This is a genomic window from Pedobacter psychrodurus, from assembly GCF_004331735.1.
In the GTDB taxonomy this organism is placed as follows: Bacteria; Bacteroidota; Bacteroidia; order Sphingobacteriales; family Sphingobacteriaceae; genus Pedobacter; species Pedobacter psychrodurus.
In genome coordinates this window covers 17,446-30,683 of sequence record NZ_SJSO01000037.1, presented here as the reverse complement: position 1 = coordinate 30,683, position 13,238 = coordinate 17,446, and the positions used below count along the sequence as shown (strand labels likewise).

16 protein-coding genes are annotated in these 13,238 nt (G+C 36.5%); 8 read left to right on the top strand and 8 right to left on the bottom strand.

The window, feature by feature from the left end:
• Positions 1-268: transposase (locus EZ456_RS24395; protein ID WP_165501264.1), on the top strand; the 268-nt coding region annotated here is incomplete at its 5' end.
• A gap of 68 nt (positions 269-336) precedes the next feature.
• Positions 337-897, top strand: coding sequence for an aminoacyl-tRNA hydrolase (gene pth / locus EZ456_RS24390; RefSeq protein ID WP_131534746.1), 561 nt, complete (start codon positions 337-339; stop codon positions 895-897).
• A 748-nt stretch (positions 898-1,645) separates the two neighbouring features.
• Here pth and EZ456_RS24385 read toward each other — a convergent pair.
• On the bottom strand, positions 1,646-2,311 hold the full coding sequence (locus EZ456_RS24385) for a tetratricopeptide repeat protein (protein WP_108197625.1): 666 nt from the start codon (positions 2,309-2,311) through the stop codon (positions 1,646-1,648).
• A gap of 123 nt (positions 2,312-2,434) precedes the next feature.
• Positions 2,435-2,842 carry a hypothetical protein gene (locus EZ456_RS24380; protein ID WP_131534744.1) on the bottom strand — a complete coding sequence of 136 codons (408 nt, stop codon included), beginning with the start codon at positions 2,840-2,842 and terminating at the stop codon, positions 2,435-2,437.
• Positions 2,843-2,947: 105 nt separating this feature from the next.
• On the opposite strand from EZ456_RS24380, the gene recF reads away from it, so the two are divergent.
• Together recF and EZ456_RS24370 are read left to right on the top strand one after the other, a co-directional pair.
• A complete protein-coding gene (gene recF / locus EZ456_RS24375) occupies positions 2,948-4,051 on the top strand; it encodes a DNA replication/repair protein RecF (RefSeq protein ID WP_131534742.1) in 1,104 nt (367 codons plus the stop codon).
• Positions 4,044-4,334, top strand: a complete 291-nt coding sequence (locus EZ456_RS24370) for a DUF721 domain-containing protein (RefSeq protein ID WP_086549089.1) — start codon at positions 4,044-4,046, stop codon at positions 4,332-4,334. Before recF ends, EZ456_RS24370 begins: the two co-directional genes overlap by 8 nt.
• A gap of 88 nt (positions 4,335-4,422) precedes the next feature.
• Here the strand turns inward: EZ456_RS24370 and EZ456_RS24365 are convergent, their stop codons facing one another.
• The 3 genes from EZ456_RS24365 to EZ456_RS24355 all read right to left on the bottom strand — a co-directional run bounded on the left by EZ456_RS24365 (position 4,423) and on the right by EZ456_RS24355 (position 6,433).
• Positions 4,423-4,596, bottom strand: a complete 174-nt coding sequence (locus tag EZ456_RS24365) for a hypothetical protein (RefSeq protein ID WP_205945168.1) — start codon at positions 4,594-4,596, stop codon at positions 4,423-4,425.
• Between the two features lie 507 nt (positions 4,597-5,103).
• Positions 5,104-5,877 (bottom strand): FKBP-type peptidyl-prolyl cis-trans isomerase, encoded by a 774-nt coding sequence (locus EZ456_RS24360; protein WP_131534738.1) that lies wholly within the window; start codon positions 5,875-5,877, stop codon positions 5,104-5,106.
• A 136-nt stretch (positions 5,878-6,013) separates the two neighbouring features.
• Positions 6,014-6,433 (bottom strand): nucleoside-diphosphate kinase, encoded by a 420-nt coding sequence (locus tag EZ456_RS24355; protein ID WP_131534736.1) that lies wholly within the window; start codon positions 6,431-6,433, stop codon positions 6,014-6,016.
• Between the two features lie 292 nt (positions 6,434-6,725).
• Between EZ456_RS24355 and EZ456_RS24350 the strand changes: the two genes are divergently transcribed.
• The 4 genes from EZ456_RS24350 to EZ456_RS24335 all read left to right on the top strand — a co-directional run bounded on the left by EZ456_RS24350 (position 6,726) and on the right by EZ456_RS24335 (position 11,617).
• Positions 6,726-7,736 (top strand): DHH family phosphoesterase, encoded by a 1,011-nt coding sequence (locus EZ456_RS24350; RefSeq protein ID WP_131534734.1) that lies wholly within the window; start codon positions 6,726-6,728, stop codon positions 7,734-7,736.
• A gap of 45 nt (positions 7,737-7,781) precedes the next feature.
• Positions 7,782-8,777, top strand: a complete 996-nt coding sequence (locus tag EZ456_RS24345; RefSeq protein WP_131534732.1) for an FKBP-type peptidyl-prolyl cis-trans isomerase — start codon at positions 7,782-7,784, stop codon at positions 8,775-8,777.
• Between the two features lie 714 nt (positions 8,778-9,491).
• Positions 9,492-10,460, top strand: a complete 969-nt coding sequence (locus EZ456_RS24340; RefSeq protein ID WP_131534730.1) for an FKBP-type peptidyl-prolyl cis-trans isomerase — start codon at positions 9,492-9,494, stop codon at positions 10,458-10,460.
• Between the two features lie 521 nt (positions 10,461-10,981).
• Complete coding sequence (locus tag EZ456_RS24335) at positions 10,982-11,617, top strand: response regulator (protein ID WP_165501407.1); 636 nt, start codon at positions 10,982-10,984, stop codon at positions 11,615-11,617.
• A 52-nt stretch (positions 11,618-11,669) separates the two neighbouring features.
• On the opposite strand, the gene EZ456_RS24330 is transcribed toward EZ456_RS24335, so the two are convergent.
• The 3 genes from EZ456_RS24330 to EZ456_RS24320 all read right to left on the bottom strand — a co-directional run bounded on the left by EZ456_RS24330 (position 11,670) and on the right by EZ456_RS24320 (position 13,236).
• The gene (locus EZ456_RS24330) at positions 11,670-12,092 is read right to left on the bottom strand and encodes an SH3 domain-containing protein (protein WP_131534726.1); all 423 of its coding nucleotides are present in this window, start codon (positions 12,090-12,092) and stop codon (positions 11,670-11,672) included.
• A gap of 8 nt (positions 12,093-12,100) precedes the next feature.
• On the bottom strand, positions 12,101-12,565 hold the full coding sequence (locus EZ456_RS24325) for a BON domain-containing protein (RefSeq protein ID WP_205945167.1): 465 nt from the start codon (positions 12,563-12,565) through the stop codon (positions 12,101-12,103).
• 200 nt (positions 12,566-12,765) lie between these two features.
• Positions 12,766-13,236 carry a CYTH domain-containing protein gene (locus EZ456_RS24320; protein WP_131534724.1) on the bottom strand — a complete coding sequence of 157 codons (471 nt, stop codon included), beginning with the start codon at positions 13,234-13,236 and terminating at the stop codon, positions 12,766-12,768.
• Positions 13,237-13,238: the final 2 nt, after the last annotated feature.

Genomic DNA, 13,238 nt, shown 5'->3' with positions numbered 1-13,238 from the left:
ACTCAGTACATCCAAAGACAGAATAGTTGCTTTTAAAAGACTGGCAATTTGGTATAATCAGGTAGAAGCCGCTGGATTCAAGTCGTTTAACACCATTTCAAGAACGATACAGAACAACTATGAAACCATATTAAACTACTTTACAAATAGGAGTACCAATGCTTCTGCTGAATCTTTCAATGCTAAAATAAAAGCATTCAGGGCACAGTTTAGGGGAGTAAGAAGTGTAAAGTTCTTCTTATTCAGATTAGCTAAGATTTATGCCTAGTATTAATCCCCAACTTTTTTGCTTGATCCGTCTTTGGTCTTTTCGCTTTAAGCTTCTACCTTTGCGCCATGAAATATCTTATAGTTGGCTTAGGAAATATCGGACCAGACTATGCGCATACCAGGCATAACATCGGTTTTGATATTGCCGATGAACTGGTTAAAGGTTTAGGTGGTAGCTTCGATAATATCAGGTTGGCTTATTATGCTGAAGTGAGTTTCAAAGGCAAAAAACTGCATGTAATTAAACCAACTACCTTTATGAACCTAAGTGGCAAAGCGGTAAACTATTGGATGAAAGAGCTAAAAATAACACCAGAAAATGTTTTGGTTATTGTTGATGATCTTGCATTGCCTCTCGGTAAGCTGAGATTAAAACTGCAAGGCTCTAGCGCTGGTCATAATGGTTTAAAAAGTATCGAAGAGGTTTGTGGCGGACAAAACTATGCGCGTTTGCGCTTTGGCATCGGTAGCGATTATCCGAAAGGCAGACAGGTAGATTTCGTTTTGGGTTTATTTGATAAAAATGAACAATTGGAACTTCCTGCACTGATAGATAAAAGTGTTGAGTTGATTAAAAGTTATGTTACCGTTGGGCCTGCCCACACCATGACAGCTTTTAATAAATAGATGGTTAATTGGTTAACTGTTTAAATCGGTTAATTGATTAGATGGACCGTCATGCTGAATTTATTTTATTAGCAGTTTTTATGTTATTTTAAAGGCCTAATAGCTACTTTGTGGTCAGCATTTATACTGTAATATGCTTTGATCAGGTTAAGATAGTTTTTTTGTAAAGCAATTGCAGTAATTCTTTTTAATGTTCGTCCTGCTTTTCATTACAAGTCCGCACTCGTACCTCGCTTTCGGGCTTTCCATTTCAATCAGGTCTTAATAGCAGTGTCTATACTGCTATTTGGGGGTTGAATAGCATAGTTTTATATAGATTTCCTTTTCCTAGTCCATGGTGTGTGTCCTCACAGATCATCTAATATGAAACAGATCGATAAAGGTAATTTCCTTTTTCTGCACTATGCAACCCCAAATAGTATTACTGGCCGCGCCACCTAAACCTGATCGCAGAGGTTCCGATTTTTCATCGGAAGGAACGGAGAGCGGGACCGCATAAGCCTAAAAGCATCTGAACCTGATTTCCAAAAAAAAATATTTATAATGTATTAGTTTTCTATCTTTTGGTGAGCCGCCAAGCACGGAATGGAAGTTGAGGTGAAACCTTGGCGGTTCGTCATTCCCAACTTGATTGGGAATCGTAATGCTATAGCTTTAAGATCCCCGCTTTCGCGGGAATGACGATTATTCTTAAACAAAAAAAGACCATCTTTCGATGGTCTTTTCATAAATATGTTTTAGTTAATGATTATTTAACTTTTTCTTGAGCTCTTGCAATGTAAGCATCAATTAATTGTGCTTCTGCACTCTCAGGATATTGAGTTTTTACTTTAGTGTAAGCTTCAACAGCGCCTTTAAAATCATTTTGGCTTTCGTTAACCAATCCTAATTTCTTTAGGAACATTGGTGAAGTAAATTTACTTGCCTTATCTGCCGCTTTTTTGTAGTAAGTAGCTGCTTGTTTAAAGTCTTTCAATTCGCTGTAAGCATCACCTAATAAGCCTAAAGCCAATGGATCTGCAACTGGGCTGCCTGTAGCGCTATATTTGCTTAATGCCTCTATAGCTTGTTTATATTCGCCTTTACGTAAGTAAATACCACCCAGATAAAGGTTAGCTAAGTTTGCCGATTTTGTATTATCGTATTCCTTAGCAATCTGCTCTAAGCCTGGGTAACCACCTTCACCTTTAACAGCTCTGTTCGATAATGAATCTACACCAACAAATTGCTCTGCTTTGTACATTTTGCTGGCAGCTTCTTCAGCACGACCTTTTAAATACACGCCTTGATACCAAAGATATATTAAAACTAATAAAACTACAGCACCTGCAATAAACAGTAAGCTCTTATTATTCTCTTGTAAAAATGAACCTTTTTTAGTTGGTTGAATTGTCTGGTTATCTGTTGTAGACATGTTTATTTAAAAAATTTAAGATTGCAAAAATACATTTTTCAATCAAAGTATCAATCTTTATTTTGAAGTATTTAATTAAACATTAGTTATTTAGGCGTGCAGATTGTAAAATCGTTATGATAATTAGCGTAACAAGCTAATTAGTGTGTTAAACCAGGTTTGGTTGTCGCTAAAAATACCAGTATGGTTAATCACAAGATACACCGTTTGGCTTTCGGAGCGACTCACGGTAGATCTAATTCTGATGGGCTGCCAGAATGCACCGAAGTTTTTTGCCGATGAAGCCGGGAATAAATCGTCGAAGCCCATATAAACCTCTTCGATATGCGATAACGGAAGTTCCAATTGTTCGTCTCCGGTGATAAAAAGACCGTTAGAGGCCAATAGGATATTGCCTTCGTGATTGTGAATTGGCTTTAAAAAAGAAAATAAACCTGCGATTTTTTTAATCCAGCTCGAACTTTTCTCATGGGTTAGTTCATGATCGTAAGACCATAGAACATTCCCTTCTAACATTTTTTGTGCAACCATCTAATTTTCCTTGCTATGAAAGTACAATTTTTTTAAATGTTATTAACGTTTATTTTAAACAAAGGGTGTTAAGAGGCTAAAAAACGGTAAATTTGTGACATATTTATGTGGTTAAAAAATATTACCCTTCTAAATTTCAAGAACTATACCGATGCAGATCTCCATTTCTCGGAAACTGTGAACGTTTTTACGGGTAATAATGGCTCAGGTAAAACAAATATGCTCGATGCCATTCACTATCTCTGTCTATGTAAAAGTTACTTTAATCCCATCGATAGCCAGCAGATCAAAACCAATGAAGAGGTCTTTATGATCCAGGGAGATTTTGATCGTAACGAAAAAAACGAAAAAATTTCGTGTGGGGTAAAGCGCAATCAGAAAAAACAATTCAAACGCAATAAAAAAGAATACGATAAACTCGCTAATCATATTGGCCTTTTTCCGGTGGTGATGGTTTCTCCTTACGATGTAAACCTGATTATGGAAGGAAGTGAGGAGCGGAGAAAGTTTATCGATAATGTTATTTCGCAAACAGATGCACATTATTTAGATCAGCTGATTACCTATAACCGCATTTTGTTAAATCGGAATGCTTTGCTAAAACAGATTGCCATTACCAGAAAATACGATCCCACGCTGCTCGAAATTTTGGATGAGCAATTGATTATGGCTGGCAATAAGATATTCGCTATCCGTAAGGCCTTTATGGATGAGTTTATTCCACTGTTTAACCAATATTATACCTACCTTACCGAAAACAAGGAGATTGTAGAGCTGAATTACCAGTCGCAATTAAATGAGGCTACTTTCGAAGAACTGTTAAAGAAATCGGTTGAGAAAGACCGTGTACTGGAGCGGACCACAACGGGTATTCATAAAGATGAACTGGCTTTTGTGATCAGCAACATGCCGTTAAAGAAGTTTGGCTCACAGGGTCAGCAAAAATCTTTTTTAATCGCTTTAAAAATTGCGCAGTATGCTTACCTTGCTAAAAACAAAGGATTTAAACCTTTGCTTTTATTGGATGATATTTTTGATAAGTTGGATGATAACCGCGTTCAAAAACTAATGCAAATGGTTTCCCATCATGATTTTGGGCAAATATTTATTACAGATACAGGAAGAGAAAGAGTAAAATCAATTTTTGAAAAAATAGAAGTTGATGTAACTTTGTTCGAAGTAGATAACGGAACTATACAAAATGCGTAAACCCAATGATGTTACAGTAAAGGATGCCATCAGCAAAATGCTGGATGTATACCGTTTGCGCCGAAAATTCGACGAAACTTCAATATTGTCAATCTGGCCGGAGATTATGGGCACAGCCATAGCCAACAGAACCAAGCAGATTTACATTCACGATAAAAAACTGTTTTTGCGTATCGAATCTTCAGTAATCAAAAATGAGTTGGTTATGGTACGCCAGGGCATTATCCAAAAACTGAATGAACATGCCGGTAGTGTGGTAATTACCGAAATGATTTTTTTATAGGTATAATAAAAGGGCATAAGATTTTCACTTATACCCTTAATATTTTAATGAGGACTAAGACTCCTGACTAAGGACTATAGACTCAGGACTAACTTCTTCCGCCAAATATCTTGGATAAAATCCAGATCAGCAGTGCAACCACTACTACAACTACAATAACGCCAACCCAAACGCCGGCTTTAAATATACCTTCTACTAGTTCACAACTGCTTAAGGTAGTGCATAAAAATGCGATCAGTACTAAAGGGAATGCTTTTTTCATATTTATGTTAATTTGTAATAGCTAACATTGAATACTGAAGAAAGTTTTAGTAAATACCGCAATTCCTCTAGTTGAACTTGTTTCGGGGTATCAGATGTTGCCATCTGACACGGTACTGGGCCAACTATTGCAATTCCAAAATATTTTAAATAAAAAACGGTCAGATGGGAACATCTGACTGCACGTTGTTTAATAAACCCGACAAAGCGGCATAGCCCGCATTCCGATATTTCATCGGGAGAGGACTATAAGCGATGGCGGGACTTCAGCTGCCACATAGCACTGAATATTGTTTTCCAAAAAAAAATACCTGCTAGTGGCGTCAGATGTTACCATCTGACGCGGTATCCGACAAGCTTTTTTTGATAACACTATTTAATTCAAAAAAAACAGCCAGATGGTAACATCTGGCTGCACATTTTTTTAAAAGATCTCTCCCTGCCTATACGGGCAGGCATTTCGCCGCGCTTAATCCGATAGCTATCGGATCGAGACGAATAGAAATTTTTATTTTCCGTTCACTTTCAATAATTCAACCTCGAAGATTAAAGTGCTGTAAGGAGGAATGTCCTGTCCGGCGCCACGTTCGCCGTAAGCCAGGTTGTAAGGGATGAAGAATTTATATTTAGAACCAGCAGGCATTAACTGTACACCTTCTGTCCAGCCTTTAATCACCTGGTTTAAAGGGAAAGAAATCGGTTCGCCTCTATCGTAAGAGCTATCAAATTGTTTTCCGTTCAATAATGTTCCTTTATAATGAACCAATACCGAATCGGTTGCCAATGGTTTAACGCCAGCGCCTGCAGTTAATACTTCGTATTGTAAACCGCTTGCAGTTGTTTGTACGCCTGCACGTTTTTTGTTCTGTTCTAAGAAATCTTGTCCTTCTTTCATAATTGGTGCGTATTTAATTTTATTTGCTTCTGTTTCTGCTTTGTTTTTTACTGATGATGCCTTTGCTAAGGCCTCATTGATACATTGTTGTGCCTGTTGTTGGGTTAGAACAACCTTGCCTCCTGTAAATGCATCTTTTAGTCCTTTTAACAGTACTTCGTAGTTTAAGGTAGAAAGGCCAGTTGTTTTTAAACCTGCGCCGATAGAAGTACCGAAAGCATAACTGGTAGAATCTAAAGTAGATTTTAAACCCGCTGTAAGGGTTGATGTTTTACTTGCAACTGTGGTAGGTTTTTTGGCAACAGGTTTCTTTGCTGCTGTTTTGGTTTGTGCATAAGATGCAACAGCGATACCGGATAGACATACCGCTAAAAAAATTCTCTTCATTGATTATTTTATGTGTAATTAATTCCAACAGGTTTTAAAATGGTGGATTGTATTTTAAGGCCGAAAGATACAAAATAGATAAAACAATAAAACCCCGATTGTTCGGGGTTTTATTGTAAATTTCTTGTGTTGGGAACTAGAAACGTTCGTCTGCTTTGAAAAAGAAGTTGCCTTCAATTTCTGCATTCTCATCAGAATCTGAACCATGAACAGCGTTTGCATCGATTGATTTTGCATATTTCTGACGGATTGTACCTTCTGCAGCTTCAGCTGGGTTAGTAGCACCGATCAATTTTCTGAAATCTTCAATGGCATTGTCTTTTTCTAAAATAGCAGCAACAATAGGTCCTGAAGACATAAAGCTTACTAAATCTTTGTAAAAAGGACGCTCAGCGTGAACAGCATAGAACTGACCTGCTGTTTCATCTGTAAGTTTAGTATATTTTAATGCGATGATTTTGAAACCAGCATTAGTAAAGTCGTTAATGATTGATCCGATATGGCCATTTGCTACTGCATCAGGCTTAATCATGGTAAAAGTTCTGTTAGTGCTCATTGTGTTTTGATATCAATTTTTCTGCAAAAATACGTTTTAATTGATGAATAATCAACAGCCATCGTTTACGTTTAGACCATACTTTAAGGTTTGTGCGGCTGATATTGTTACTTAAAACTGCCTTTAAAATATTTAACATTACTTGTTTTTATGATATAAAGCTGCTAATCTTAAAATCTTACAGTACTAAATTTTTTAACCATATGGTCCTTTAATCCTAAAATCCTTTAATCCTAATCTAGTCCTTTAATCCTATATTAAAATTACTTAGCTTTGCAGCGCAAAAAAATATATGCTTACATTAACTGAATTAAAAACATTATTGGCTACGCCACAACGAATTGTGATCACTACGCATCACAAACCCGATGGCGATGCGATGGGTTCATCTCTGGGTTTATATGGATATTTAATTCAAAAAGGCCATCATGTTAAAGTAATCACACCAACAGATTATCCTACCTTTTTGCATTGGATGCCGAATAATGGCGATGTAATTATTTTTACAGAGGAGCAAGAGAAGGCCGCCAAGTTAGTGGATGAAGCTTCGCTCATTTTTTGTCTTGATTTTAATACCCTAAGCCGCATTAATGAATTAGGTGAATTGGTTAGAGCAGCGGGAGCAAAAAAAATCATGATCGATCATCACCTCGAACCTGAGGATTTTGATGATTACCGCCACTGGGATATCAATGCCTGTGCTGCTGCGCAGTTGGTTTATGATTTTATTGTTAACCAATTGGAAGATAAAGCTGGGATCAATAAAGATGTTGCTGCTTGTTTGTATACCGGTATTATGACCGATTCGGGATCTTTCCGTTTTCCATCAGCTACAGCCGATGTTTACCGTATTGCAGCCGATCTGATAGATCTTGGTGCAGAGCATTGGAAAATCCACCAGATGGTATACGATAACGCGAGCGAAAATCGTTTACGCTTTTTGGGTTATTGCTTGTCCAACAAGTTAGAAGTTATAAGAGAATACAATACTGCCATTATTTCGGTTACAAAAGAAGAACTGGCGCAATACCATAGTGCAACCGGTGATACTGAGGGCGTTGTAAACTATGCATTATCAATTAATGGTATCCGTTTAGCTGCATTAATTATTGAGCGTACGGATAAAGTTAAATTATCTGTTAGGTCTACAGGCGACTTTCCTGCCAACGAAATCTGTAAAAAGTATTTTAATGGCGGTGGCCATAGGAATGCGGCAGGTGGTGCGGCAGAAAAACCTTTAGCTGATGTAGTAAATGAATTTAAAACGATATTAGCAGAATATAAAGAACAATTGATTGCTTAAACACAAGAAATAAAACAATAAACTTAAAAAAGTCAAATTAAATAAATGAAAAAGGGAATTATTATTCTAGCAGCAGCCACCTTAGGTTTAGCGGCATGTAACAAAGAGAAAAAGGGAGCCGGTGGGTTATTATATACCATTCACCACTCGGCAGGTAACGAAAAAATCAAAGAAGGCGATATCGTTAAAATGAATTTTATTCAGAAAAACGATAAAGATTCCGTTTTATCAAGCACTTTCGATAGCGAAACTCCTGCAGTATTTCCTGCACAGAAAAAAATGTATGCTGGTGATATGAACGATGTTTTAACATTGTTTGGAGAAGGCGATAGCGCTACTTTTAAAGTAAACTTAGATACTATGGCTCTTCATAGTAAACAACCTAAACCAGAGCAATTCAAAAATGATAAGTACATCACTTTTACGGTGAAAATCGAAAAAGTATTCAAGAAAAAAACTGGTGAAGCTGATTCTACTTTTAACAAAAGAGCAACTGAATTTTTCCAGGCTGACTATAAAGCTGCTTCAGAAAAAAGAAAAGCTGCTGAACCTGCAAAATTGAAAAGCTATTTAGAAGATACTAAATTAGAAACCAAAACTACTGCAAGTGGATTACACTACATTATAGAAAAACCAGGTAGTGCAGAAAAACCAGCTTTAGGCGATACCGTACTAATTGATTATACTGGTAGAGTAACTAAAAAAGGTAAAGACGGTAAATACAAAATCTTCGATACAAGTGATGAGAAACTGGCTAAAGCAGAAAACGAATTTAAAGCAGGTAAACCTTACGGTCCTCAAAAAATGCCAGTTGGCGGTACAATCCCAGGATTTACTGAAGCTTTACAGTTAATTGGTAAAGGTGGTAAAATTAAAGTGATTATCCCTTCTAACTTAGGTTATGGAGAGCAAGGTGCACCACAAGTAGGTATCATGCCTTTCAGCCCAATTGCTTTCGATTTAGAAATCAAAGATATTATTAAAGGAAAACCAGCTGCGGCAGCTCCAGTTCAGATGCCTGCTCCAGTAGTTAAAAAATAATTTCTTAAGAATATTTTAAAATCCTGCTTATTTATTTAAGCGGGATTTTTTTTTGGCTGTATCATATTTGTAATTCCATTCAATTTGTCACGTTGAGCTTCCCGAAAAATCGGGACAAGTAGTCGAAACGCCTTTCGATATATTTAAACAGGTCCTTTGACAGGCTACCATTGATGTTATTTTGCATTTATTTATGAATGAGCGACTTGCGGCATTATGCATTTCCGTATAGCTAGGCCGTAGCACCGTATCTCCGTTCTACTTAAATCCGGCCTAACAAATTTTTCGGTCTCCACTATTCTAGCCATACTACTGACTTTAATAAAAATATTTTAAGCCGGCATTTTTTGTTTTTTCACTTGCTTTTATTTTTTTTAGCTGTGTTCAAGCTAGCTTTGCTGGTCTTTTTGATGACAAAAAGAAAGAGCCCATCGGCGGCGGCGAGTCGAAGCAAGGCCGTGCAGTAAGGCCAAAGAAATTGATCATACCTCATTCATATTGATTTTTATAAAATAAATTATCCTCAGGATGACAATTCTATATTTATGATACAGCCTCTTTTTTTGGCTTATCTTTTTTTGATACTGAACCAAGAAATAAAACATTTCAAAGATTTATAAAAACTTATTATAACCTATCTTTGTAGTGATCTAATAAAATAGCAGGTATTTTGAAAAAAAATATGCAGGCTGTTTTTAAATAAATAAAATTTAAATGAAGAACGGAATTATTATTCTCTTGGCAGCGGCATTAGGCCTGTCTGCCTGTAACAAATTCGAAAAGGGTGAAGGAGATATGACTTACAAGATCTATAAAAGTGAGGGTAAGCCGAAAATTCAGGATGGCGATTATGTAAAGTTAAACGGTGTTCAAACGGTAGAAACCAATACTAATCCCGATTCGGTGATGGTAAATACCTATGACAATGAGCGTCCTGCTTTCTTTGCCATTAGCAAATCGATGTTTAAAGGCGATTTAGCCTCTGGATTGAAACTGCTTGGTGAAGGAGATAGCGCTGTTTTTAAATTGAACCTGGATTCGATGGAGAAATATTCAGGTCAGCCTAAACCAAAAGGACTAAAATCAAACATTGCTTCTTTTACGATTAAAATTGAAAAAGTATTGCATAAAGGGAAAGATCCCGATTCTATTTTCGAAGCGAAGAAACGACTTTTCTTTGAATCGGAGTATAAAGCGCTAAATGAGAAAAATAAAGTAGTAGAGCCTGCTAAAATTGCAAAATACGTTGCCGAGAATGATTTAAAGGTAACTACTGCGCCATCTGGATTGCAATATATAATTTCTGCTCCAGGCAACTCAGAAAGAGCAACTTTAACCGATACGGTATTGATGGACTATACAGGCCAGTTTACCAACAAAAAATCGAATGGAACATTGAATGTTTTTGATACTTCGAATGCTAAAATCGCAAAAGAAGCTGGAATTTTCTCTGAAAGCGTGCAATATGTGCCACGTAGCTTACCATTAGGCCAATTGCCGCAAGGGGTTATCCAGGGAATCCAACTTATTGGTGTTGGTGGTAAGATCAAAATGATTTTGCCATCAAGATTGGGTTTTGGCGAAAATGGTGGCGGGCCAATTAATCCATTTACGCCCTTGGTATTTGATGTAGAACTGAGAGGTATTATTAAACCAAATGTTGCAGTACCATTAAGCAAGTAAAATACTTATCATAACATAAAAGCGCAAAGATCGGTAAATTTCAATACTGGCTTTGCGCTTTTTTTATATTAAGAAATTGATAATTATAGTAGCAAGATGAAATTTTTGTTTAAATTAGATTAACAAAACAATTAATATCCTTATTATATTATGCGCTCAAACAGTACTATTATGTTTCTGGGCCTGAAATTGATGCTGCTTAGCATATTTTTCAATCTTTTTATGAAGGATGGGTATTGCAGGCATGTAATAGCTTCGTATCATTACCCAACATGCAATAAAAATAACCACAGTATTTCCGATTGGCTTCACTCAACCGCTATGCAAAAGCAGGTTGCTAATTTATTTGAACATGCCAACAACAAATTGCTACCTGCCTTAGTTAAAAACATAAGATTTAAAGCTTTAGATAGAATATGGGGTAGATTTTGAAAGAGATTAAAACTTTTAGTTTAAAATCTCTTCAAATTTTTTGCCCGAAATTCTGTTGAAAAATGGTTACCGTTTTAAAACTAAACTTTATGGAAAAGATCAAGGTCTTTTTAATTCACGATTATGATGCATTAATAGATAGTATTGAATCCATTCTAAGTGATTCTGAAAGTATTGTTGTTGTTGGTAAGGTCAATTCTGCTACACTTGCCGAACAATTGATTAGAACTAAAACGCCAGATATTGTGGTTGCCGACGTTAGTGTTTGCGAGAAAATCGGAGCTGATTTAACTAAATTGATTAAAAGAGAATTTCCAAAAATTAAAGTTATCGTGCTTTCTATGCAGGATGATTTTATCAATATCTCGAAAATGATCAAGTCTGGGGCAACTGGTTATTTATTGAAAAATGTAAAGTTTCACGAACTACATAAAGCAATTAATAAAGTTATGCTTGGCGAAACCTATATACAAAATTCCATTACAGCTAAATTTATTAATGGTTACCAGCGGGAAAATCATACTGAAGAAGTGAATACTCTATCACCTCGAGAAGTAGAAGTGATTAAGTTGATTGCCAAAGAATACACTTCGGCTGATATTGGCCGGAAGTTGTTTATTTCTGAGCATACGGTAGAAACCCATCGTAAAAACATTTGGCGTAAAACCGGTGTAAAATCAATTGTTGGTTTACTGAATTTCGCGCACGAACATCAGTTGATTTAATTTTGAAACAGACCTCACACGTTTCATAAACCTGCGAGGTCTGTTCACATTTTTAAGCTTGCGCTTCTAAATATTGCGCATAACAATAGCCTTCTTCGCCATCGTTAGTTCGTACCAGCCACCATAAATCGTTGCTTCTGTTTACAAGGGTAATTACCTCGCCATGGGCAGCTTTACCTACAATAGGTTGGTCCGTTCCCGGGCCTTTACGGATATTTAAATTACTGCTCTGTGTAATAACTTTTGCATGGGTAACCGCGGCATCAATGGCCACGTTTACATTCAGAACCAAGTCACCTGATGTAAAGTTTGGATCAATCTGATTATAAACTTCCCAAAGGTGGTCTTTAGTTGCGCCATCGGCAGCAGTTCCATCTATGTATAAAACACCGTCCTGCTCTCTTACTGCTAAATCTGCTATGCCTGCCGCAGTTGCTGCGTCAGTTAATGCTTTGTATTTATCTGCTAATGCCATGGTCGGGTTTATTTAACGGTTAATTTATTGTCGATTTTTTTCGGATTTAATGCACTCAAATGTTGCATTAAAGTAATTAAAGAGGCTTTTTTAATCTCGCCGGTTAAGAGAATCACACCGTCTTTAACTTCAGCTTTTACTGTCGGGAAATCTTTGGTAGCATCGGCAACATTTTTAATTAAAGCAGGGTCTTCGGCAATTACAACAGGTACATCTGCTGGTTTAACCGTTAAATTGTTGATTACAGATTTCACTCCTTTTTCTGCCTTTGCAATTTCTTCTGCTTTGGCTTTTGTGGCTTCATCATCAACTTCACCAGTTAAGGTTACGTCGCCTTTGGTAACGGCCACCGTAATGCCTGCCGCTTCTTTAGCTTGGATTGCAGCTTGGATATCTGCATCTTTTGGTTTACAGCCTACAAAAAAAAGTGTAGTTGCAATAACCATGCTCAGTAATAATTTAGTTGTTTTCATCCTTTTGGTTTTATATTGATATTATTTGACAATACAATGCTTAGAAATTAAAATAATTTCCTTTTTTATTAGTGGGATGACTTCGGTAAAGCTAATATATGAAATGCGTTTAATTAGAAACTAAAATCTTTTAATTATTTATGAATAAATTTTGAACAGACCTTAGAGGTTTTTAAAATCTATAAGGTCTTATAAGCGAACTAAATCCAATCTTTAAACGGAGTAACTGTTAGATTGGAATTGTAATATTTTTCTTCTTCGGTAACCTCTTTGCTTACCCAATCAGGAAGGTCGAATGTTTCGTCTTCACTTTCAAGTTCAATTTCGGCAACAATCAGGCCTTTGTTATCGCCTAAAAATACATCTACTTCCCAAAGCTTACCACTAAACGAGATTTCGTAACGGGTTTTCGAAAGCTCCGATAAAGAGAAATTATCCAATAATTCTATGGCCTCAGCAACTGGGATCTCATACTCGTATTCCATCCGGGTGGCACCAATGGTTTGACCTTTTATGGTTAAAAAGCCTTTGGTTTCGGTTGCCCTTACACGCACCGTTTTATCTTTATCGCTAAGTAAATAACCTTGTCTAAAAAGTTTTCCTTCCGGTTTGCTCAGGTTATTCCACTTTTGCTGATCGATCAAAAATTTACGCTCTATTTCTTTACCCATTG

Excerpts from the sequence above, each read along its gene's own strand:
- pth (WP_131534746.1), top strand. The coding sequence starts at position 337 with ATGAAATATCTTATAGTTGGCTTAGGAAATATCGGACCAGACTATGCG.
- EZ456_RS24385 (WP_108197625.1), bottom strand. The coding sequence starts at position 2,311 with ATGTCTACAACAGATAACCAGACAATTCAACCAACTAAAAAAGGTTCA.
- EZ456_RS24380 (WP_131534744.1), bottom strand. The coding sequence starts at position 2,842 with ATGGTTGCACAAAAAATGTTAGAAGGGAATGTTCTATGGTCTTACGAT.
- recF (WP_131534742.1), top strand. The coding sequence starts at position 2,948 with ATGTGGTTAAAAAATATTACCCTTCTAAATTTCAAGAACTATACCGAT.
- EZ456_RS24370 (WP_086549089.1), top strand. The coding sequence starts at position 4,044 with ATGCGTAAACCCAATGATGTTACAGTAAAGGATGCCATCAGCAAAATG.
- EZ456_RS24365 (WP_205945168.1), bottom strand. The coding sequence starts at position 4,596 with ATGAAAAAAGCATTCCCTTTAGTACTGATCGCATTTTTATGCACTACC.
- EZ456_RS24360 (WP_131534738.1), bottom strand. The coding sequence starts at position 5,877 with ATGAAGAGAATTTTTTTAGCGGTATGTCTATCCGGTATCGCTGTTGCA.
- EZ456_RS24355 (WP_131534736.1), bottom strand. The coding sequence starts at position 6,433 with ATGAGCACTAACAGAACTTTTACCATGATTAAGCCTGATGCAGTAGCA.
- EZ456_RS24350 (WP_131534734.1), top strand. The coding sequence starts at position 6,726 with ATGCTTACATTAACTGAATTAAAAACATTATTGGCTACGCCACAACGA.
- EZ456_RS24345 (WP_131534732.1), top strand. The coding sequence starts at position 7,782 with ATGAAAAAGGGAATTATTATTCTAGCAGCAGCCACCTTAGGTTTAGCG.
- EZ456_RS24340 (WP_131534730.1), top strand. The coding sequence starts at position 9,492 with ATGAAGAACGGAATTATTATTCTCTTGGCAGCGGCATTAGGCCTGTCT.
- EZ456_RS24335 (WP_165501407.1), top strand. The coding sequence starts at position 10,982 with ATGGAAAAGATCAAGGTCTTTTTAATTCACGATTATGATGCATTAATA.
- EZ456_RS24330 (WP_131534726.1), bottom strand. The coding sequence starts at position 12,092 with ATGGCATTAGCAGATAAATACAAAGCATTAACTGACGCAGCAACTGCG.
- EZ456_RS24325 (WP_205945167.1), bottom strand. The coding sequence starts at position 12,565 with ATGAAAACAACTAAATTATTACTGAGCATGGTTATTGCAACTACACTT.
- EZ456_RS24320 (WP_131534724.1), bottom strand. The coding sequence starts at position 13,236 with ATGGGTAAAGAAATAGAGCGTAAATTTTTGATCGATCAGCAAAAGTGG.